This window comes from Cobetia sp. 14N.309.X.WAT.E.A4 (assembly GCF_030397495.1).
GTDB lineage: Bacteria > Pseudomonadota > Gammaproteobacteria > Pseudomonadales > Halomonadaceae > Cobetia > Cobetia marina.
On record NZ_JAPNXT010000014.1, the window covers coordinates 38,552 to 60,310 of the forward strand.

At 61.0% G+C, this 21,759-nt stretch carries 21 protein-coding genes; 12 read left to right on the forward strand and 9 right to left on the reverse strand.

Features of this window, described 5'->3' with window-relative positions; all coding sequences use genetic code 11:
• Positions 1-451 precede the first annotated feature (451 nt).
• The 3 genes from OW493_RS15620 to OW493_RS15630 form a co-directional block, all read right to left on the reverse strand.
• Positions 452-2,557: a heparinase II/III family protein gene (locus OW493_RS15620; protein WP_289864851.1), complete on the reverse strand. Its 2,106-nt coding sequence runs from the start codon at positions 2,555-2,557 to the stop codon at positions 452-454.
• Positions 2,558-2,665: 108 nt separating this feature from the next.
• Positions 2,666-3,244, reverse strand: coding sequence for an acyltransferase (locus OW493_RS15625; protein ID WP_176494370.1), 579 nt, complete (start codon positions 3,242-3,244; stop codon positions 2,666-2,668).
• 116 nt (positions 3,245-3,360) lie between these two features.
• Positions 3,361-5,142, reverse strand: coding sequence for a transporter (locus OW493_RS15630; RefSeq protein ID WP_084208264.1), 1,782 nt, complete (start codon positions 5,140-5,142; stop codon positions 3,361-3,363).
• A 710-nt stretch (positions 5,143-5,852) separates the two neighbouring features.
• On the opposite strand from OW493_RS15630, the gene OW493_RS15635 reads away from it, so the two are divergent.
• The 5 genes from OW493_RS15635 (at position 5,853) to OW493_RS15655 (ending at position 10,013) form a co-directional block, all read left to right on the forward strand.
• Complete coding sequence (locus tag OW493_RS15635; protein ID WP_289864852.1) at positions 5,853-7,022, forward strand: TauD/TfdA family dioxygenase; 1,170 nt, start codon at positions 5,853-5,855, stop codon at positions 7,020-7,022.
• Positions 7,022-7,621, forward strand: coding sequence for an HD domain-containing protein (locus OW493_RS15640; protein ID WP_289864853.1), 600 nt, complete (start codon positions 7,022-7,024; stop codon positions 7,619-7,621). The genes OW493_RS15635 and OW493_RS15640 overlap by 1 nt, the downstream gene beginning before the upstream one ends.
• A gap of 261 nt (positions 7,622-7,882) precedes the next feature.
• On the forward strand, positions 7,883-8,209 hold the full coding sequence (locus OW493_RS15645; RefSeq protein ID WP_289864854.1) for a gamma-glutamylcyclotransferase family protein: 327 nt from the start codon (positions 7,883-7,885) through the stop codon (positions 8,207-8,209).
• Positions 8,210-8,333: 124 nt separating this feature from the next.
• Positions 8,334-8,810, forward strand: a complete 477-nt coding sequence (locus OW493_RS15650) for a GFA family protein (RefSeq protein ID WP_077373983.1) — start codon at positions 8,334-8,336, stop codon at positions 8,808-8,810.
• A gap of 234 nt (positions 8,811-9,044) precedes the next feature.
• On the forward strand, positions 9,045-10,013 hold the full coding sequence (locus tag OW493_RS15655) for a LysR substrate-binding domain-containing protein (RefSeq protein WP_289864855.1): 969 nt from the start codon (positions 9,045-9,047) through the stop codon (positions 10,011-10,013).
• 33 nt (positions 10,014-10,046) lie between these two features.
• On the opposite strand, the gene OW493_RS15660 is transcribed toward OW493_RS15655, so the two are convergent.
• Positions 10,047-10,922 (reverse strand): LysR family transcriptional regulator, encoded by an 876-nt coding sequence (locus OW493_RS15660; RefSeq protein ID WP_077373989.1) that lies wholly within the window; start codon positions 10,920-10,922, stop codon positions 10,047-10,049.
• Between the two features lie 221 nt (positions 10,923-11,143).
• On the opposite strand from OW493_RS15660, the gene OW493_RS15665 reads away from it, so the two are divergent.
• Complete coding sequence (locus OW493_RS15665) at positions 11,144-11,662, forward strand: lactoylglutathione lyase family protein (protein WP_077373992.1); 519 nt, start codon at positions 11,144-11,146, stop codon at positions 11,660-11,662.
• Between the two features lie 290 nt (positions 11,663-11,952).
• Positions 11,953-12,648: a haloacid dehalogenase type II gene (locus OW493_RS15670; RefSeq protein WP_279856099.1), complete on the forward strand. Its 696-nt coding sequence runs from the start codon at positions 11,953-11,955 to the stop codon at positions 12,646-12,648.
• Positions 12,649-12,798: 150 nt separating this feature from the next.
• On the opposite strand, the gene OW493_RS15675 is transcribed toward OW493_RS15670, so the two are convergent.
• Positions 12,799-13,548 carry an IclR family transcriptional regulator gene (locus OW493_RS15675; protein WP_289864856.1) on the reverse strand — a complete coding sequence of 250 codons (750 nt, stop codon included), beginning with the start codon at positions 13,546-13,548 and terminating at the stop codon, positions 12,799-12,801.
• Between the two features lie 124 nt (positions 13,549-13,672).
• Between OW493_RS15675 and OW493_RS15680 the strand changes: the two genes are divergently transcribed.
• On the forward strand, positions 13,673-15,211 hold the full coding sequence (locus OW493_RS15680; RefSeq protein WP_217622055.1) for an MFS transporter: 1,539 nt from the start codon (positions 13,673-13,675) through the stop codon (positions 15,209-15,211).
• A gap of 22 nt (positions 15,212-15,233) precedes the next feature.
• Positions 15,234-16,265 carry an HlyD family secretion protein gene (locus tag OW493_RS15685; RefSeq protein ID WP_084208260.1) on the forward strand — a complete coding sequence of 344 codons (1,032 nt, stop codon included), beginning with the start codon at positions 15,234-15,236 and terminating at the stop codon, positions 16,263-16,265.
• Positions 16,266-16,400: 135 nt separating this feature from the next.
• On the opposite strand, the gene OW493_RS15690 is transcribed toward OW493_RS15685, so the two are convergent.
• The 3 genes from OW493_RS15690 to OW493_RS15700 form a co-directional block, all read right to left on the reverse strand.
• Entirely contained in the window at positions 16,401-16,778 is a 378-nt protein-coding gene (locus OW493_RS15690) for a Lin0512 family protein (protein WP_191237380.1), read from the reverse strand.
• Entirely contained in the window at positions 16,775-17,188 is a 414-nt protein-coding gene (locus OW493_RS15695; RefSeq protein ID WP_077374004.1) for a Lin0512 family protein, read from the reverse strand. The genes OW493_RS15690 and OW493_RS15695 overlap by 4 nt, the downstream gene beginning before the upstream one ends.
• A gap of 181 nt (positions 17,189-17,369) precedes the next feature.
• Entirely contained in the window at positions 17,370-17,546 is a 177-nt protein-coding gene (locus OW493_RS15700) for a hypothetical protein (RefSeq protein WP_289864857.1), read from the reverse strand.
• 220 nt (positions 17,547-17,766) lie between these two features.
• Between OW493_RS15700 and yghX the strand changes: the two genes are divergently transcribed.
• Complete coding sequence (yghX, locus tag OW493_RS15705) at positions 17,767-18,654, forward strand: YghX family hydrolase (protein WP_176494380.1); 888 nt, start codon at positions 17,767-17,769, stop codon at positions 18,652-18,654.
• Positions 18,655-18,816: 162 nt separating this feature from the next.
• On the opposite strand, the gene OW493_RS15710 is transcribed toward yghX, so the two are convergent.
• Positions 18,817-19,887: an endonuclease/exonuclease/phosphatase family protein gene (locus tag OW493_RS15710; protein WP_289864858.1), complete on the reverse strand. Its 1,071-nt coding sequence runs from the start codon at positions 19,885-19,887 to the stop codon at positions 18,817-18,819.
• 400 nt (positions 19,888-20,287) lie between these two features.
• On the opposite strand from OW493_RS15710, the gene thiM reads away from it, so the two are divergent.
• On the forward strand, positions 20,288-21,127 hold the full coding sequence (thiM, locus tag OW493_RS15715; protein WP_077374013.1) for a hydroxyethylthiazole kinase: 840 nt from the start codon (positions 20,288-20,290) through the stop codon (positions 21,125-21,127).
• On the forward strand, positions 21,117-21,740 hold the full coding sequence (gene thiE / locus OW493_RS15720) for a thiamine phosphate synthase (RefSeq protein ID WP_141392027.1): 624 nt from the start codon (positions 21,117-21,119) through the stop codon (positions 21,738-21,740). The genes thiM and thiE overlap by 11 nt, the downstream gene beginning before the upstream one ends.
• Positions 21,741-21,759: the final 19 nt, after the last annotated feature.

The window sequence follows — 21,759 nt, forward strand, 5'->3', positions numbered from 1 at the left end:
CTATATATTTTCAGAACGCTGATCATAGCATTGCAGTAATGAGAACTCTACACTTCATGATCAAGAAGAGCATGCTATCCACATTATACAAAGGGCTAAATCGGAAGGAGATTTCTGATATATCACAATAACAATAGATAGTACGATTATCTTATGACCTATGACTGAATCAAGATAATCACCATACATTCATCTCTCCCTTTCAGACCAGGCCCGATGGATATCCATACACTATTTCTGCTGGTTTTTATGCCCTCCAGTAGAGAAAACAAGCCAGTACAGGAAGCTAAATTTATCCACACTGAATTGAAGCGAGTACAAACCCGGCCACTACGGATAGTCATTTATAACCTCCTTGAACAAGGACCATATTCTAGTGCCGGGACACTCAATGCGTGACAATAAAGTAGAGATTGAAAATGAATGATAACAATAGAGAAAACCTCTCCCATTAATAATCAATCAATTCCACCACCATCTCCTTACCCTCCCAGACGATACGCAACCTTCCCTCCTCCTGCTTCAGAATGACCTCCTGACTGACACAGCTGGCAAGGATGCAATGCTGTCGCTGGGCAGGAATTGTCCACGTCATGTGAGCGACATCGGGGTTTGCATCGCTGTCGATGATGATGTGCTCTTCTCGCTCTTCAGCGTAGCCATGAGTCACTTCAGGAGTCAGTTCCGGGTGGCTTTCCAAGCGCAGTCGGTAGTCACGCTGGCCTTCGCAAAGTGTAACTGCTTTGCCCTGCTCGTCGGATTGAAGGCCAGCTTTCAGTGAAGAATGCAGCTGCCACTGCACAGTAAATGGCTGCTGACTTGAGAGATCATCAAATATCACGATGCCGACACCTTCCAATAACACGATGGTGCGTACATAGCGGATATCACCTGTATAGGCAGCGCTCAAGTCCAGCCGATGAGCCACCATTCCATCCGTTCGGGTACTCGAGATAACGCGAGCTATCGCTGCTGGATCATCCAGAGACTGCGCCACTCCATCGATCAATGGCACGTTGTGGGCAAGTGAGGTGCGCGTCCATTCACGGTGATGCTGGCTGCCGAAAGCATAACCGTAACTTCCTGTGGGACATAAAACGGAGCGACCGGTATCGATGAAACTCACATTGCCTTGATCACCATGGCGGTGAGAGCTGTTGCCGAAGGGGCTGCAGCGGTAGCGCAGCTCCAGCTTGCCGAAACGATCGAGACCATGCCCGGCATGCGGGTAGAAAGCATGACGGGAGTCATCAGGAGACTTATGCCGAGATCCTGTCTGCTGCTCACTACGTTCGTGTGCAAGACGTATCTGATCCAGCGTCGGGATGACATCCAGCAGATGCAGAGCATGGATCTCGATCGACTCTTCCAGCTGACGGCTCTTATGCATATCGTCCCGGCTGCCAAAACGCTGGGCGTAGATCCGCAGCGGATTCTGAGCGAAGAACCCTGGCCACTCTTTGCCATTGGCATAACACCAGAAACCATCTCCGAAGGGATGCAGGTCATTGTCCGTCACGACGAAGTCGCGGCAGTACGTCAGATAGTTGACGTAGAAGGGATGCTGATAGAACGAGAAGCCGGATAACCGCTCCACCGCAAGAAAGAACGGATGAAACCACTTGGTATAGGAAGACGAATAGAAGGCACCCTCTGCCCATCCGCCATCCGCACTGCCATAGAACGGCAATACGCCTCGATAGAGGTCGAGCGCACACTGCAACCACTGCGTGCACCTGGTGCGGTCGTGTTCCTTGTGCAGCACCAGCGCTGCCACACCGAGATAGGCTGGCAACCGCGACGTATGTGAATGACCGGGATATTGCACGAAGTCATCCTGCTCGAGACGATGCATCATCTGCTCGGCGACACGTACCAGCAGCGCTCGGGCAAAGGAACGCTCTCCATCCGCCAGCAGCGGCGTCAGCCAGTGATAGGCCAGGAAGACATTTCGCGCCAGAGACAACCCGACCTCATCACCCCACTGGCAAGGTCTCTCCAGGGTGGCAGGGCCATCCGTGCTCCATTCCGCCAACGTGAGCAATCGCTCGACGGCAGCCTCGCCTGCCGCGACATCCCCCTCGATGCGATAGAGCAGGCACAGTGCCATCAGGTCACGATCCACCCATTCGCGTATCCGATGGATGGCCAGACGCTTGTAACGTTCACGCCCCCGGCGATGGTGGTCAGGATATTCCGGCAACCCGTTATCCAGCGCGACCCTGGCTGTCGCCCGCATACGGGGAATATCCTCGGCAGCGGCCTGCTTCACCAGTGGAAGGTCGGCATCGAGATACAGCATCCATTGCGTCTGTGCTTCGCAGGCGGCAAACAAGACTTCTGCACGTGGCGGGAGATACTCAGGCTCTCGGCCGGTCAGGGTGAACTCGACCCACTGCGAGCTTTCCCCCATCTCGTCAGTGACACGCCACCGATATCCCCCGACCTCGAGGATATCCTCAAGAAGCACCGGGGAGGTGACCTGCTCACGACAGAGTGAGTCTCCCGATTCCGTCCTCACCAGCTCAAAGGTGTAGACGCTGTCGGTCGTGGCCATTGGCCAGGTAAAAGCGGGCGGGTTGGTACAGGCCGGCAGTGACTCGCAGGGCGAGAGGAAGACCTGAAAATCGTGATCTCGTGTCAACAGCGGCATCCAGCCTCTCCTTCAGATCCAATGATATTCGCCGGTGTCACGGTCAATATGACCAATCTGACGCGCTGGCATACCAGCGAAGATGGCATAGTCCGGCACATCGCTCGTGACCACGGAGTTGGCACAGATCAGGCAACAACGGCCCAGCACGCACCCAGGTGTCACGACCACGCCAGAGGTCAACCACGCGCCATGCTGGATGATGACGCGACCTTTCACCTCATCCGAGCGATCACTGAAACGGTCATCCCGTGGAGAATATTGATGGTTGGAGGCCACGATCGAGACATTGGGGCCGATGAGTACATGCGGATAGATGGTGACATCCCCATTGATGTAAGCCTGTAGGCCGATATAGACCTGCTCATGAATGGCACTCCTATCATGAGGGCGCACGATGGCTCCCGGCGCAATGCGGATGCCCTCTCCTGTGAATCCCAGGATACGGGCGCGTGCCTGGTCATCCTCGCGGTTGTTGCTCGCCTGTAGATAGAGCGTGAACTTCTCGAACTCTTCCTCGCTCAAGATGCCGCCATGCCGGGCCTGAACCGATGGCGTGGCGTGAATGGCGGACCTAGGTCGCTCGGGCATGATGGCTCCTGATGGAACATGACGATTTTCGGGTCGAGTCACTCAGCATGGGAGAACATGGGAAAAGAAGACATCCTCTCCCCCATGCTGGTAACAGTCACTTGCTGTCCAAGGGGTTACGAATGAGAAGGCCGATATGCTGCTTTTTGTACCTTTTCCTGACCGAACCGATTCATGAAGAAGCCCAGGATGCCTAGAATCGCGGCGATGCTGACAAAGATGAGACGTCCCGTCATCTCGTTGGGCACCAGCACCAGCAGCAGGACACCCAAGGCTGAGGCCATCAGCAATTTCCCCAACAGCTGGTAGGGCTGACGATCCAGCTCGAGTGTCTCGGCAGTATCCTCGGACACCACCGGGGTATCCACGTTGTCGAAGAACCGGGCGATCTCCGCGGCACGTTCAGCCGAGGGCACCTTGTAGAAGAGTGTGGTGAGCAGGAAGAACGGCAACGTGATCAACATGTGTGCCCCTACCCCGAGGGTGACTGACTTGAGTTCGGCGAACTCGCGTGCCTCCATCGGCTCGGACATGCCCATCACGGACTGCACAAGCTCCGGCGTGACACCGAAGGCGATGATGGCCGACACGCACATACCGACCAAGATGGTGCCCCAGCCGGCCCAGTCAGGCGTCTTGCGTACGAAGAAGCAGAGAATGGCGGGGATCAGCAATGGGAACCCGACCAGAGTACCGACGATCATCATGGCATCGAACAGCCCGAACTCCTGCAGCGTGGTCAAGAACAGTCCCGCGCCGATCACGATCAACCCGAACATCGCCGTGAATATCTTGCCTGCCAGCATCAGCTTGCGTTCATCACCGTCCTTGCAGAAATATGGCTCATACACACTCTTCACCAGAATCCCGGCATTGCGATTGAGGGCGGAGTCCATGGACGACATGGTGGCCGCGAACATCGCCGAGAGCATCAGTCCCACCATGCCCAGGGGAAGCTCGCGCTTGACGAAGATGTAATAGGCCGCGTCCGCCTGATTACTACCGAGATCTGCCAGCCCCCAGCTGGCCGGGTCAGGGTAATTCCCAGCCACATACCACGCGGGAAGAAACCAGATACTGGTGCCGAAGAGCGTCAGGCCACAGGCAAGCAGTGCTGCCTTGCGCGCATGACGCGTGTCCTTGGCGGCCACATAGCGATAGGAATCGATCATGTTGTTGGTACTGAAGAACTGTTTCACGAAGATGCAGATGAACCAGCCGACGAACAGATATCCATAACTGTACCCATCCCCGAGGAAAGCATGCTCCGGCAGGCCTCGGCTCATCAGATTCTCCACGCCGCCCGACTTGACGACCGCCACCACCGCCGCGACGAAGGTCATCACCGTCAATAGCACCATCTGCAGAAAATCGGAGGCGATGACCGCCCAGCTGCCACCGACCAGGGACATGAACAGGACAACGAAGCCAGCCCCTGCCACGGTCTGCTCGATGGGGATATCCAGCACGGCACTGACGAAGACAGAGAGGCCATTGAGCCAGATGGCAGCCTGCATCACGTTGAGCGGCACATTCGCCCAGGTGAAGACCTGCTCGTTGACGCGACCGAAGCGCAGGCGAATCCCCTGGATGGGGCTGACCACTCGCATCTGCCGAGCCTTGGCGGCAAAGAAGAGGTAGTTGATGAAATACCCCGTGGCATTGGCCACGAAGACGATGACGATGGAGATCCCGCCCGTCAGCGCCTTGCCCATCAGTCCGGTGAAGGTCATGGCACTCAGCGACATCATGAATGCCGTGGCGCCGACCATCCACCACGGCATGCGACCGCCACCTCGGAAATAATCGTTTGTCGAACGAGTCGCGGAGCGATAGAGCCACCCCAGCAACATTAGAAATGCAAAATATACCAAGACGATCAATATATCGATGCTCATCTTGTGCCTCTTGTATTTATTTGGCGTATGGCGTGCAGAGATGAAGCGCCGTGCCGCGGCAGGGCACTCCGATGACTTCCGGTCTTAAGGGGGGGCAGTGCGTAACTCATCACCTGACGAGCACTTTTCGAGCAGGACCCCGTGGCGTCACGCCTCTCCTTGAATCAAGCGAATGAAATGGCGTTTCACCAAAGCTATCAAGCACACCAAAAATATGAAATGTCGTTTTAATTCTTGTTTAATATATAAATATGTATTCATATTACGGGCTCGACAAACCATGATTACACGCAGTCAATTTCACGAAAATTCTCTTTTCGAGCGCCCCGCTTAAAATACAAGTCATTGATATAGAAAATAAAATCGAATTTATCCTTTGGTCTTACAGGAGTGATTCGCTGGATTTCTTGACACGCAAGACCTCCTATATGCGACCAATGGCATGTCAATATCATCGTCCATCGCAGCCGAGAGTCCCTGGTATGAGTGGTGGTTAAGGGAGTGCTCCCCCCCACGCCCGGCAGTCACGAGAACACGTCAACCGCCCAGTGACGTCAGCATCTTCAGGCTGAGCATTCACGTCATCTCGCCACGACTCACTCCATAAGAAAAATGCATACCCTCCAATAACACTCACCCCCTACTTAGGTCCCATGCCTCGCTCCCATAATGACCACGATATACAACCGTGCTAATGGAGAGATGCCTGCATGTCCCTGACCAATGCCCTGTCCGACGCGCTGCCGCTGACCCTGAGCGAGTCGCCGCTGTCACTGAACCTGATCACCGCTGAAGGCCACGAGCCGGTCAGCCCGCTGTGGCTGCGCGAGCGCACCCAGGACCCGGAGCAGCTCGATGAAGTCACCACCCAGCGTCTGTTCGATTCGCATGCCATCGACGTCAATCTCGAGTTGACCGCGGCGCGCCCGGTCGATGAGACGCACGTGGAATTCACTTTCAGTGACGGGCATTGCGAGGTGTATGACCTCACCCTGCTGGCGCATGAGCTGCAGGGCATCACGCCGTTCCCCAAGGCCGAGAGCTGGGATGCGGGCATCGATCAGCAGGCGCAGCGCGTCGACTGGGAGAAGATGGGCAACAATGAGGACTTCCAGAAGGCACTGGAGGCCTATCTGCGCTTTGGCTACATCATCGTGCAGAACGTGCCGACCGATCCGGAGCGCATTCTGGAAGTGGCCGGTCACTTCGGTTACGTGAAGGACACCAACTTCGGCAGCTACTTCGAGGTGTATTCGCGCCCGACCGGCAACGATCTCGCCTATCGCAGCGTGGCACTTGGACCGCACACCGATAATCCGTATCGTGATCCGGTGCCGGGCATCCAGATGCTGCATTGCCTGGTCAACGAGACCACTGGCGGCCTGTCCACGCTGGTCGACAGCCTGAATGCGCTCAAGCAGCTCAAGGCCGAGATGCCGGAAGGCTATGAACTGCTGCGCACCACCCCGGTGGGCTTCCGCTTCCTGGATGCCGGTACCGAGCTGACCACGCGTCGCTGCGTGATTCGCGAGAATTCCGATGGTGAGCCGATCGGCGTCAACTACAGCCCGCGTCTTGATCATCTGCCGCACATGTCGCTGGAGAACACGCGCCGCTACCATCAGGCCCGTCAGCGTCTTGGACAGCTGTTCCAGGACCCGGCCAACGAGATTCGCTTCCAGCTCGAGTCCGGTGAGCTGATGATGTTCGACAACACCCGCGTGCTGCATGGCCGTACGACGTTCGACACCAATGAGGGGCATCGTCACCTGCAGGGCTGCTACATGGACAGCGACGGCCCGCGTGAGCGCTTCGCCACGACCCTGATGCGTCAGCGTCAGCAGCAGGCACAACAAGAAAACCGTGAGGAAATGGCGTAATGGATCAGGTTTCATTCACCCAGATGAAGGACGGCACCGCAGAAGACTATGCGTTGCTCGAGCGTCTTGAGGATCAGTTCAATGAAGGGCTGGTGGAGCGCCTCAAGCTTGCCCTGCGCAAGCTCGATGATGGTCTGAGCGGCTACAAGGTCAGCCGTCTGGAGCACTCCCTGCAGTCAGCGGCACGTGCCGAAGCCGACGGTGGCGATGATGATCTCGTCGTCGCGACCCTCCTGCATGACCTGGGTGACGAGCTGGCGCCCTACAATCACTCGCAGCTGGCCGCTTCCATCGTGCGCCCCTACGTGCGTGCCGAAGTGACCTGGATTATCCATCACCACGGACTGTTCCAGAAGTTCTACTACGGTCACTTCTACGGCGAGGACCGTAACGAGCGCGAGATCTATAAGGATCACCCCTGGTATCAGAAGTGTGTGGATTTCTGCGAGCGTTATGATCAGGCGGCCTTCGATCCGGACTATCCGACCCCGTCGCTGGAGCACTTCGAGCCGGCTCTGCGTCGCGTCTTCGCACGCAAGCCCTTCGATCCGGACGTGATCGGCGAAGAGCCCGCCGGCGGTTTCGACAGCCGCGTCTGAACGTGTGGATGGCGGGCGCATGAATCGCGCCTGACCTGCTCCACTCCTGTGCTTGACCATTGCCCCCACTGGCCCGCCCAGTGGGGGCAATGTGGTTTGTGGGCGTTGCGTTGAGCGCACCACGCCAACAGGGGGTTGAACCTCGCCACTCAGCCTTCATCATCGTGGGGCAAGGCAAGTATCCATGAAGACTGTCCCTGATGATGCGGCAGTCTCGCTCCTTGAGACGCATTCCCCCTCCCCGACCCGACAGGCAGACACATGGAACACCTCTTCATCTATGGCCCGCTGGGGCCAGGCGGACTCAACGAACATGTCATCGCCAACATCGATGGCGAATGGCGCCCGGCCTATCTGCGCGGCCGACTCGAGAACAGCGATCAGGGTACCGAGCACAACTTCCCCGGGCTGGTGGTCGACAACACGGGGCAGGTGATACGCGGTCACGTCTTTTCCTCACCGCAGCTGCCCGAGCATTGGGACGCTCTCGATGACTTCGAGGGCCCCATCTATCAGCGTCGTGTCACCACCGTCATTCTCGACGACAATCGTGAGCTCGAGGTCTATGTCTATGCGCTGACGATGTGAGAATCTCCTGCCGGGCAGGCAGAGCGGCAAGTGACAGAGCGATCCCCCTGCCTCTGGATCGCGTCACCCTCTCGGCCCCAGCCTCGCCAGCACCCTCGCCCAGGCATCACAAGGAGAATTTCTCATGCAGCTTGAAGGTTCGTGCCACTGCAAGGCCGTCACATTCCAGCTTGAGTCGCCGCATCCCTACCCGTACCAGCGCTGCTACTGCTCGATCTGTCGCAAGACGGCAGGCAGCGGCGGCCATGCGATCAACCTGGCGGGCGACGCCGGCACCCTCAAGGTGGAAGGCCGCGAGCACATCTCGATCTATCACGCGGTGATCGACGGGGTCGAAAGCCCGGCGGAACGTCATTTCTGCAAGCACTGCGGCAGTGCACTGTGGCTCTACGATGCCCGCTGGCCAGAACTGATCCACCCGCAGGCGGGGGCGATAGACACCCCGCTGCCCGTGCCACCGGAGCATGTCCACATCATGCTCGACAGCAAGGCCAACTGGGTGGAAGTCGCGCACGAGGCGCGTGATGCCCATCACGCCGAGTATCCCGACGAGAGCATCGCGGCCTGGCATGCGCGAATTGCCGAGCGCGGCACTCAGTAAGCTCAGGGACGCCCTCCAACAGGAACAGGTGCGACCCTGGTCAGGATCAGGTGCGACCCCGCGCCCTGATTCGCCGGGCTGAGCGTTGATGTCGCTCGCTGCGTCGCGTATAAGTGCCGCCTATACAAGGCGGCGCTCTTGCCTGATATCCACGGTGTACGGCGTGAAGCCTCTCGCAGGCCCGGATATTCCAGGACAGGGTCGCCGTGACAGTGCATCACAGCGAGGACTCCCGTGCCGGCCCGAAAGACACGCTCCCCTGCGCCAGACGATACCGCCAGCCCTCTGGATGACCTGCCCTCCCTGCGCGGGCTGGTCGCCTTTGACGTGACGGTTCGCCTGGGCTCGATGACGGCTGCGGCCAATGAGCTGGATACCACCCAGCCCACCATCTCCCAGCGCATCCGCGCGCTGGAGGAGCACCTGGGCCATCCGCTGTTCGATCGCCAGGGCGGCAGGCTGATCCTCAACCACTACGGCGAGAGCTTCCATGCCGAACTGGCAGGCGGACTTGGCCAGGTCTACAGCGCCGTCACGGAAGCACGTCGCAAGGTGCACAAGCCGACACCGCGCATCACCATCGCCGCGGGTGCCGGTTTCGCCCACGTCTGGCTGCGCCCGCGGCTGGAGCGGTTGGAGCAGGCCTTTCCGGAGTGTCACTTCACGCTGCTGCCGATTGATCGCGATGAAGACCCGCAAATGCAGCAGGCCGATATCGCGATCCGCTTCGGCCCGCCGCTGACGGGCGATCATCGCGATACGCTGGTGGTCGCGGAGCGCGCCTTTCCTGTCTGCTCCCCGGATTACGCGCGGCGTCATGGACTGGAGAAGGGGCTGGATGCCGAGGCGCTGTCGCGCATCACGCTGCTGCATCTGGACATGCGCGATAGTCGCTGGCTGGACTGGGCCACCTGGTGTCGTCATGCGGGGCTGCCGGTACCGCGTCTCGACAAGGCCTTTCCCTTCAACAACTTCCCGCTGACGCTGAACGCCGCCGTCAACCATCAGGGGGTCGCGCTGGGCTGGAGCCACGTCATCCAGGACCTGCTCGACAACGGCTCGCTGATCGCCCTGACGCCGCATATCTCGCGTGACCGTCATGGCTATCGCATGAGTGTCCGCCATCCAAACAGTGCCGTGATCCAGCCCATCACCCGCTGGTTGATGCGCGAATTCTCAGGCCTGACATTGCCTGACGCCTGACGCCTGACGCCCGCCCTCCTCACTCATCAGCTCTCAGAGACCGGCCTGAAGATCGCGCTGTACCCGTCTGGCGCGCGCTGACAGCGGCCACTCCGCCCGTGTGATCCACCACAGCGTATCCACCACCTCGACATCCCCGTCTGCGGGTGCCACTACCTTGATGGCCTGAGGATTCTGGAAGGCCTCACGGGCATGGCGAGGCACGACACTGAAGCCCAGCCCGCAGGCCACCGGTTCCAGAATCAGGCTGATCTGATTGGTGGAGCCACTGCGCGGCAATGAGCGGACCCCCGGATTGCCCGGGAAACGCCGACTGAGCAGTCGTGACGCCATGTCCTGGCCATCGGGATGATCGATGAAGCCCAACGTCTCGAGATCGCGCCAGTCATGGATCTCGACACCCGCCGGCACCACCAGCTCAAGTGGCTCGCGGGTCAGCTCCGTCACGCTCAGGCGCGGGTCATCCGGCTTCTGGGTGACGATGCCCAGCTCGAAGCGATTCTCAAGCACTGACTCCACCACTTCGCGCGTGGGGGCGAAGCGATGATGGATATTGAGACCGGGTGACGCCTGCTGCAGCGCCAGCAAGCGGGGGTATAGCGCCAGTCCGATGCTGCCCGGCGTGATCAGCCGAATATCCCCGTGACTGTCTTCATTGCCGGCCAGGCGCTGGGCCAGGCGCTGCTCCGCCGTCTCCATCTCGCGCGCGTAATCCAGCAACGCATGGCCGGCCGGCGTCAGCTCGAGCTTGCGAGGATGTCGAATCAACAGCTTGCCCAGCTGGGTTTCCAGGTGTCGCACATGCTGGCTGACAGCGGCCTGCGTCAGATCGAGCTGCTCTGCGGTGCGCGTGAAATTGCCGACACTCACCAGAGTGCGGAAGGTACGTAACCACTGGGGTTGCAGCATGTCGGCTCCTCGTTGCGACAGTCATGGCGCCAGGGACATGCCTGGCCTGACAGCCGGCAGTCCTGATCGGCGACGACGCCGGCCCGCCATAACGAACTCTTATCACTATCATAACAGCTACGTAGTTTTCATTATTGCTCATGACACCCAAGATGGCATCCAACGTCACGCAGACAGTGACTGAGCCAATTCCCTTCACGACTCCCTTCACGAGGTGAATCATGAGCAGCGAAAAGCACACACCGTATCCGCGCACCTTCTCCCACATCGGCCTGTCCGTCGGTGATGTGGAAGCCGCCGTCAAGTTCTATACCGAGGTACTGGGGTGGTACGTGGTGATGGAGCCGACCACCATCACCGAAGACGACTCCGCCATCGGCGTGATGTGCAGCGATGTCTTCGGTCCGGGTTGGGGCAGCTTCCGCATCGCCCACCTGTCCACCGGTGATCGTATCGGGGTCGAGATCTTCGAATTCCCGAACCACGAGACGCCGGAGAACAACTTCGAGTACTGGAAGACCGGCATCTTCCACTTCTGCGTTCAAGACCCGGACGTCGAAGGGCTGGCCGAACGCATCGTGGCCGCCGGCGGCAAGCAGCGCATGCCGGTACGCGAGTACTTCCCGGGCGAGAAGCCGTTCCGCATGGTCTACATGGAAGACCCGTTCGGCAACATCCTCGAGGTCTACAGCCACAGCTATGAAATGACCTATGCCGCCGGTGCCTATCAGAACGACTGATCAAGCCCCAGGCAGCGATGCACGCATGAGTCGATGACCGACGCATGCGTGCATCGAACCAGCGCCCCTTGCCCCCTGTCATCAGAGGGGCAAGGGGCTTTTTTCGTCATGGCCAGGCCCCATCACGGTCGCCTCCTGTCGATTGTTGAGCAATCATTCAAATTTGCGTAAACTGGTAGGCAATCGATGGGCGCTACCGGGCCAGCAATGCAGGGAGATTCCTTTCACCGACATCCGCTGTACTGCCTCCCCAAGCCCACACCCCACACCCAGTCTGTCCAGGAGTGTTCATGTCCACCCCAAAGCCCGTCTCCGTTCTGGTATTCGACGTCAACGAGACCCTGCTCGACATCACCACCCTTTCACCGCTGTTCGGGCGCGTCTTCGGCGATGAAGGCGTGCTGCGTGAATGGTTCGCGCAACTGGTGCTGTATTCCCAGACCCTGACGCTTGCGCATCGCTATACCCCCTTCGGTGAGCTTGGCGTGGGTGTCCTGAAGATGGTCGCCGATATCCATCAGGTCACGCTCAAGGACAGCGATATCGATGAGCTCAAGTCGCGCATGGCCGAGATGCCGGCTCACCCCGACGTCGCACCGGCGCTTGAGCGCTTGAAGCAGGCCGGTTTCCGTCTGGTGACCCTGACCAACTCTCCCGCCGGTGCCTCACCGACACCGTTGGAAAAGGCCGGCATCAGCGAGGCCTTCGAGCAGCACTTCAGTGTCGGAGCCGTGGAACAGTTCAAGCCGGCGCCCGCGACCTACCAGCACGTGGCCGAGCAACTCGAGGTCAAGCTCGATGACATGTGCATGGTCGCCTGTCACGTCTGGGATACCATCGGCGCCCAGGCAGCCGGCATGCAGGGTGCACTCCTGACGCGTCCGCACAATGCCGTGCTGCCGGCAAGCAATGTCCCGACACCAGACCATGTGGCCGATGAGTTGATGACCCTGGCCGATCACCTGATCGCCACCCGACACGCCTGATCTCCCCCGCCGGTGAAAGCCGCATGACAGACACGCCACGGCGCCTACTCAAGGCCCGTGGCGTGTCTGATTTACCTCTTCCCCCCGCCTCACCTCCACCTCCCTGGTGATCTGCAGCCTTCTTCTGCCCCCTGCCTCTTGTCGATGCCTTCACTCCAGTGACCGGAACGTCTTGAGCATCTCGTCACGGGTCTGGCCGAGGGCCGTCTTGATCTCGGCATGCCGGCTGGCAATGCGCCATTCCGGGCCCAGAACCGAGATGGCGTAATGCCCCTGACTGGTCTCGAGACCCATGGCGATGGCCGCGACCCCGCGGGTGTGCTCACCGGCGTCGTATGCGTATCCGCAGCGACGAATCTCCGCCAGCTGCTCGAGCAGCTCGGGCATGTTCGCGGTCTTCTCCGTGTAGGCCGTGAGCGCGGTTCCCAGCAAGTGCTTGACCTGCGCGTCCTGCAGGTGTGCCAGCAGGACCTTGCCACTGGACGTCGCGTGCAGAGAGAGGAAATTGCCGGCCATCGGCGATACCCGCAGAGGCTGCGGGGACAATACGGAGTGCAGTATCAGCAACTCGTTGCCGCTCAGGCTGCAGAGCACCACCGTCTCCTCGGTGGTGACACTCAAGGCTTCCAGAAATGACTTGGCGTGCGTGGTGATGTCGAGCTGGCTATGCCGCGCCAGTCGCATCAAGGCAGACCCCAGCCGGATACCGCCATGCCCGTGAATCTCCAGCAGATCCTCCTGCGCCAGCGCGTCCACCAGCCGCTTGACGGTGGAGCGCGGCAGCTCACTGCGCTGCGCGATCTCCCCCAGACTCATGCCCCGCTCATTGCCTTCCAGGCTCTTGAGAATCGCCGCGACCCTGGCCACGACCTGTACGCCACCGCCTTCACGTGTGGTCAAGTCACATCTCCTTAACAAGCTAACTACTTGCTCAACAAAACCACTGAATGGTACAGTGTACCGCATAACGAAACACCCACCGCGATATCTTCCTGTCCTTTCCGTCAGACGCGAGAACCTGCCAGTGGCTGCTGCTCAACCCTTCAATCTACGAATCGCTCTCGGCCTCGTGGGTATCCTGCTCGCCTCGCTGATGTCCGGTGTCGGCGAACGAGTCACTCAGACGGTGCTGACGGATGTGATCGGTCATTTCGGCTTTTCCCATGATGAAGGCAGTTGGCTGACCACCCTCTACAGCGCCGCTGAAGTCTCGATGATGCTGCTGGCCGGCTGGTTGGCCGTCACCTTCAGCCTGCGCCGCTTCGCCATCGGTGCCTGCCTGTCACTGGCAGTGTTCTCGCTTCTGGTGCCACTGGCCGACAGCTTTCCGTTGATGGCGGGGCTGCGCGTTGCCCAGGGGCTGGCATCCGGCAGCATCCTGCCGCTGCTGATGATGTCGGCGCTGCGCTTTCTGCCGTGGCACAGCAAGCTCTATGGCCTGTCGGCCTATGCGATGACGGCCACCTTCGGCCCTTATCTGTCGGCACCGCTGGCCGCGCTCTATGGCGACCTGGGCGACTGGAATCTGGTGTTCTGGGAAACCGCGCCGATGTGTCTCATCGCGGCGGCACTGGTGTCCTGGGGACTGCCACAGGACCCGCTCAAGCTGGAGCGCCTCAAGCAGTTCGACTGGCTCGGTGCCCTGCTGGGCGTTACCGGTCTCTGCGCACTGGTGGCCGGCATGACCCAGGGCGAGCGTCTCGACTGGGGCAACTCCCCCGTGATCATCGCCCTCCTGGGCACGGGCGGACTGGCCTTCGCCGCCTTCCTGATCCATGAATGGTTCCACCCGTTGCCGCTCTACAAGCTGCAGCTCCTGGCCCATCGCAACTTCGCCTTCGGCATTCTCACCCTGTGTACCTTCATGTTCCTGACCCTGGCCGCCGGCACCATTCCCGCCGCCTTCCTGGGCGAGGTACAGGGCTATCGCCCCATGCAGCTGTTCCCGGTGATGCTGACCATGGCTCTGCCGCAGCTCGTGCTGGCACCGCTGGTGGCGACACTGATCAATCGCAGGAGCGTCGACAGCCGCTATGTGATGGCCACGGGCCTGGTGTTGATCCTGATCAGCTGCCTGCTGGGCTCGCAGCTCACCAGCGACTGGAACCGTGACAACTTCCTGCTCATCGAGGTGCTCAATACCCTGGGCCAACCGATGGTGGTCGTGCCGCTCTTGATGAATGCCACCGGCGCCATCAGTCCGCTGGACGGCCCCTTCGCCACCGCGATGGTCAACTCGCTGCGGGCGCTGTTCACGGTGGTGGCCGCCACCGTCTATGGCAGCTTCATCGTCCAGCGTGATGCCCTGCATTCGACCCGTCTGAGCGAGGCGCTGGGCCTGCAGGGCAATCAGCCCGCCGGCCTCATCCCGCTGGACGCCGCGCGCGATATCGCCACGCGCCTCTCCGAGCAGGCCGCGGTGATGAGCTACGCGGATGCCTACCTCGCCATCATCCCCTTCGTGGTGGCCCTGCTGGTGCTGGTCATGGTGTTGCCGGTGCGCGCCTACCCGCCGCAACCGGCACCTGCCGCCCGCCAGCACACCCACTCTCCTGCGACCTGAAAAGCGAGAACACGATACTGCCATGAACAAGACACGCACGACTCTGCTGCTGAGCGGACTGGCCCTGCTGCTGCTGATTCTCTATGCAGCGCTCTACTGGAAGGGTCACGATGGCCGCGAGGCCACCAACAACGCCTACGTGCGTGCCGATAGCGTGATGGTCACCCCACGGGTGGCCGGCCAGATCGACACGGTACGGGTGGAAGACAACCAGGTGGTTCACGAGGGGCAGATACTGGCCACGCTGGACGACCGTGATTACCAGGCCTCCCTGCATTCCGCCCAGGCGGATCTCGCCGCCAGTCAGGCGGCGGTAGGAGATCTGGACGCCAACATCGAACGTCAGCGCGCGGTGGTGCAGCAAGCCCTCGCCGAAGTGAAGGCGACCGAGGCGTCACTGCGTTACGCACGCAATGATGCCAAACGCTATCGCAGCCTGCGCATGACCAATGCCGCCTCCCAGCAGGACAAGGAAAAGGCCGATGAGGAACAGGGCATCTGGGAGGCACGACTCGTGCAGTATCAGGCCGCTCAGCGCTCGGCCGAGAAACAGATCGGTGTCCTGCAGGCTCAGCGCGTCGAGGCCCGCGCCGAGGTCGAGCGCTCGCGCGCCACGCTTGAGCAGGCAGCGCTGAACGTCGATTACACCACCATCCGCGCCCCCAAGGATGGCATCGTCACCCAGCGCTCATTGCGTGTCGGTGCCTACGTGCAGCCGGGCTCCTCGCTGCTGGCTATCGTGCCACACAAGGAAGCCTACGTGGTCGCCAACTATCTCGAGACCCAGATGGCCGAGATGGCGCCGGGCCAGCCGGTGGAGATGACGCTGGACAGCCTGCCGGGCAAGACCTTCCACGGTCATGTCGAGAGCATCGCACCGGCCTCCAGCAACGCCTTCTCGGCAGTGGCCAGCGAGAACGCCACCGGCAACTTCACCAAGATCACCCAGCGCATGCCGGTCAAGATCGCGTTTGACCCCGATCAACCCGACTTCGACAAGGTGCGCATCGGCATGTCGGTGATCACCCACGTCACCACTCGGGACGCCTCCTGATCCAAGGGACTCGCTCCCGGACGCGACGGCCGGCTAGCCGGCAAGACAAGACGCCCCATCTGTCAGTGACAGATGGGGCGTCTTGTCTTGCGTGCCCTTGCAGACAGGCGATACGGCCTGCCTGGACACTACGGACTATCCAGACGATGGCGGGCACAGCTGCCAGTCGTCGTGCTCGATATCGAGCATTGCCGCGATGGCGGCCGAGGCGATGACATGGGTCTGGCCATTGGCCTCATCATGCACATTCAGCCCACCGTGCACCACCGTGACCTCGGCGCGCCCGCGTGGCAACTCGCGTGTCACGGCATCCACATCCACGGCCTCCGGTGTCTGTACGCCGATGGTGACCTCGACACGCATCTGACGATGGTCGATGCCCAGGGACTGAAACAGCACGATGGAGGAATGATGCAGGGCATCCTGCACTGCGCGGCAGGCGGCCTTGGTGTAGTCCTCTCCGTAGAGATCATTGCCGGTGCCCATCTCGAGAATGATGCGCTGCTCGCTCATGCCTGACCTCCTGACGGATGGCGGGTCTGTCGCGAAGCCTGAGGGTGCTCCGGCATGTCGGTACCGCTCGCCAGCATGTCAAACGACACGATGAGGGCGACATTGGCGATCACGCTCACCCCGCTGCCATCCGGCTTGGTCACGTCTAACCCGCCCTTGACCACCTTCACGCTGGGCTGGCCATAGGGAAAGATCCCCAGCAGGGCGTCACTGTCGACCTTGTCGGGCTGCTGCACGCCGATCTCGACCTCGATCAGCATCGCCTCCTTGGGAAAGCCGAAGGCATCCGCCACATTCAGGGAGTTGTGCCACAGGGCATCACGAATCCCGCGGGCCGCCGCCTCGGTGTAGTTCTGGCTGCGAATGGAAGTGCCCATACCGAACTGGGTCACCATGCGTGTCCTGGACATGTGGCCTCCTTGAGAAACGTCGTGCACCGCGCCATGGCGATGGCACGGAAATGAAGGCAAGTCAGAGCAATCTCTCGGCCTGCTCCGCCATCATCCGCCATCAAACACCACTTTTCCATACAATACGTTCCACTTTCATGAATATCCATCCGCAACTGGCGCGATAGGCCCGCCATCAACGCTAGACATCCCAGCGTGGCTTGAACCAGCCAAGCACCCAGCAGACCCCGATGAGCACCACCACCGAGGCGAAATCGCCGCGAAACAGATTCACCACCGCCAGACCGGCCGATACCAACTGGGCATTGGTGAGCGCGATGCTTCTCCAGCGCAATCTCTGATACTCCGCCTCTGTCATGCTGGCCTCCACGTCAGACGTCTTGAGCACGCTTCTCAGGCGGCTCACCGCTCACCCGCCGCTTGCCTCAAGCGATTGGCCGCCGCTCTGGTGAGCGTAGTACAGGAAGAATGCCGAATTCAGCCTCCCTTCGCCTATCCGACAAAAAGACTCGCGCTGACATGGTGGCGTCACCTCAGGGTTGCTATGTTCAGAATTCCCTTGATCACAGGAGTCTGACATGACCCGCCTGACCGCAAAGGATTTTGCCCCCGAGTTGCTGGAGCTGTATGACGGCTATGTGCATGGCCAGATCACCCGCCGCCAGTTTCTGGATCGCGCGGCAGCCTTTGCCGTCGCGGGCATGACGGCCACCTCGATACTGGCCAGCCTAAGCCCGAACTACGCGCTGGCCTCACAGGTCGAGTTCACCGACCCCGACATCGTGGCCGAGTACATCACCTACCCCTCTCCCGAAGGCCACGGCGAGGTGCGCGCCTATCGAGTGACACCGGCCAATGCCAGCGGGCCGTTGCCCGGCGTGGTGGTGGTGCACGAGAACCGCGGCCTGAACCCCTATATCGAGGATGTCGCGCGGCGTGTGGCCAAGGCCGGCTATGTCGCGCTGGCGCCGGATGGCCTCAGTTCGGTGGGCGGCTATCCCGGCAACGACCCCAGAGGCAAGGAGCTGCAGGCACAGGTAGACCCGGAAAAGCTGATGAACGACTTCTTTGCCGCCATCGATTACCTGATGGCCGAGAACCGCACCACCGGCAAGATCGGCATCACCGGCTTCTGCTACGGTGGCGGGGTCTCCAATGCGGCCGCCGTCGCCTATCCGGAACTGGCCTGCGCCGTGCCCTTCTACGGCCGCCAGCCACGCGCCGAGGAAGTCGCCGCCATCCAGGCTCCGCTGCTCTTGCATTACGCCGAGCATGACGAGCGCGTCAACGCTGGCTGGCCCGCCTATGAAGCCGCGCTCAAGGAGCACGACAAGGTCTACGAGGCCTATCTCTACCCCGGCACCCACCACGGCTTCCACAACGACTCGACCCCACGCTATGACGAACAGGCCGCCAAGCTCGCCTGGGACAGAACCCTTGCCTGGTTCGAGAAGTATCTGAGCTGACCTCAGGCGGCACCGGGAAAACTGCCACCAGCCTCAATACGACGAAGCCAGCCATCACCTGGATTGCGTGATGGCTGGCTTCGTCATTTCCGTGTGACGGGGGCCGATGCCCCTTCAGGCTAAGGCCTGATCAGTTCAGAACAGGCCAGTTCTGAAAAAAGCTCAGCTGCACAGCAGCCCACTGGCGACGATCTCGCTGAGCGTGCCCTGGCCGATACCGCTGATGCGGGTCAGTTGACCACTGGAACTCCACGGACGCTGACGGATGATGTCTGCGGCACGCGCCGGCCCGATATTGGGTAGCTGATCCAGCTGGTCGGCATTGGCGGTGTTGAGGTCGATGCAGGTCTGACTCGCCGAGCTGGAGGTCTTTGACGCCCTGCGGGAGGCGACCTCTGCCCCGGCTGCCTGCGGCTGACCACCCTCCAGCGGCAGCAACGCCAGTGTCTCGCCGGTCACCGACAGATAGATCGGGGCGTGGTCCGAGACATCGGCACGCGCTGCCTCATGACTGATGCCCAGATAGTCCGGGAAGCGGAACACATCGCCATTGGCCTTGGGCCATTCGCTCGGCACATACCAGATGTTGTCGTAGAGCGAGGCATAGCGGCCATCGGTCTTGGAGAGTGTCGTTGCGCCTTCGGTGATCAGCGGGCGCAGGCCGAGGGTACGCAGATCTCCCCACGCAGGCTCGGACGGTGCCATGTTGAAGTCGCCCATGATGATCGCCGGGGTGCCGGGCGAGATTTCCTTCATCAGGTCATAGATATCGGCCAGCGCGCGGATTTCCGGCGAGCGATCCGCCTTGCTGTCGCCATAGACGATGTGCACGTTGGCGGCGCTGAAGGCCCGCCCAGTGTCCTTCTCGACGAAGGTGGCGAGCAGCGGCTCGCGCGAGAACACATCCTCGGGATCGAGATAGACGGTAGCCCCGCCCTGATAGGCGATCGTCTTGTCGCGATACAGATAGGCGTAACGCTCGGTATAGGTGCTGCGCCCCACCGCATGACTGACCAGGCTGTCCCACTCATCGCCGGTCAGGGCCTCCAGCTGCTGCTCGAGCTCGCTGACGACCTCCTCCTTCATCACCTCCTGCAGGCCGATCAGATCCATGTGGCTGGCCACCGCCGCGACCTGCTCGAGATGCTTGCCGTTGTTCCAGCCGGCATGTTTCAGATTCCAGCTGGCAATCACCGCATTTGCCTGACTGGTGGCCGCAGCGCCCAACAGCACGGGGACTGCCAGCGCCGTCACCACCCGTCTGACAATCCGTTCAAGCCGAGAGCCATCAGAGGACTGCCGGCCGCGCGTGTTCTTGCTGATCCTACTCGTGCTGCTGTTGCTAGCGATGCTTGCGTGACTGTTGCTCGAATTGCTGACGCTACCGCGATGACCTGTGCGCATCACTGCATGACCCTTGACTGATGACTCGTACACAAAAGACCGTAAGGCCCTGTATCTTATGGACTTGTCGTCAAGGTTTATAGAACCATGATGTTATTTATTACCCTTTGCGCGACTTTCGATGACTACCGGGTCAGCCACACGCTCACGACGGTCGCCGCTTGACCTTGCAGCGCAAGCTCTTACCCTCGACTCACAGCGTCTTCCCTGTCTTCCACCACGAGCTCCCATGACCCCATCGCCATCCCACTCCCCCGGCAACGCGTTGCGCCGTCTGCGTCAGACCACGCCACTGGTGCACAACATCACCAACCATGTCGCCATGACACCGACCGCCAATACCCTGCTGGCCATTGGCGCCTCGCCGCTGATGGCGCATGCGCAGCAGGAGATCCAGGAAATCTCCGCCATCAGTGCGGCGCTGTCGATCAATATCGGCACCCTGTCGCCCAGCTGGATCGAGGCCATGCAGCTGGCGGCGATGTGCGCCCACCGCGATGGCAAACCCTGGGTGCTGGACCCCGTCGGCATCGGCGCCTCCAGCCTGCGCCAGTACGCGTGCCGCGCGCTGCTGGAATATCGCCCCAGCGTGATACGTGCCAATGCCTCGGAGGTGCTGGCGCTGGCCGGCGAGATGAATCAGGGCCGTGGCGTGGACAGCGGCGATGACAGTGAGGATGCGCTGGAGCGCGCCAGCCGCGCCGCCGTCGCCCTGGCGCGCACGCAGAACTGCGTGGTGGCGATGACCGGCCACGTCGATGTCGTCACCGATGGCCAGCGGCAAATCACGATTCAGGGCGGCCATGCGCTGATGGGCCGCGTCACCGCCATGGGCTGCGCACTGAGCAGCGTGGTCGCCGCCTTCCTCGCCGCCTCACTCGACGGACATGACGACACCTTGCAGGCCACCGCCGCCGCGCTGGCCTGTTACGCCGAGGCCGGTGAGACGGCGGGCCAGTCAGTAGAGGGCCCGGGCAGCTTCGTGCCACGCTTCCTGGATGCCCTGTATACTCTCGACGCCGATTCCACCCTGCTTGCCTCTCGCCTGGAGCTGACCGATGTCACTTGATCTATCCCTTTACCTGGTCACCGACCCCGCGCTGTGCGCCGAGCGCGGCCTGGAAGCCACCGTGATGGCCGCCGTGCGCGGCGGCGTCAGTGTCGTGCAGCTGCGCGACAAGCACGCCAGCGACGAGGAGATGATCGCCCAGGCCATCCGCCTCAAGGCGCTGCTGGACGAGTACGAGGTGCCGCTGATCATCAATGACCGCATCGAGGTCGCGCTGGCCAGTGGCGCCGATGGCCTGCACATCGGCCAGAGCGATGGCGACCCGGTCGAGGCGCGTCGCCGTCTGGGCGAGGACGCCTTGATCGGCCTGTCGGTCCAGACGCTTGAGCAGCTCAAGGCCGTCGATGTCGAGCGCATCGACTACCTCGGCCTCGGCCCGGTCTATGCCACCGCGACCAAGCCCGATCACGCCGCACCGCTGGGCATCGAAGGACTCACCCAGCTGGTGCGCTCAAGCCCGCTGCCGACGGTGGCCATCGGCGGCATCTCGCTGACCAATGCGGGAGACGTCATGAGCAGCGGCACTGACGGCCTCGCCGTGGTCTCGGCGCTGTGTTGTGCCGAGGACCCCGCCGCCGCCGCCCAGCAATTTCTGGCGCAGTATCCTTTCTGAGCTGATCCTGCCCATCAGA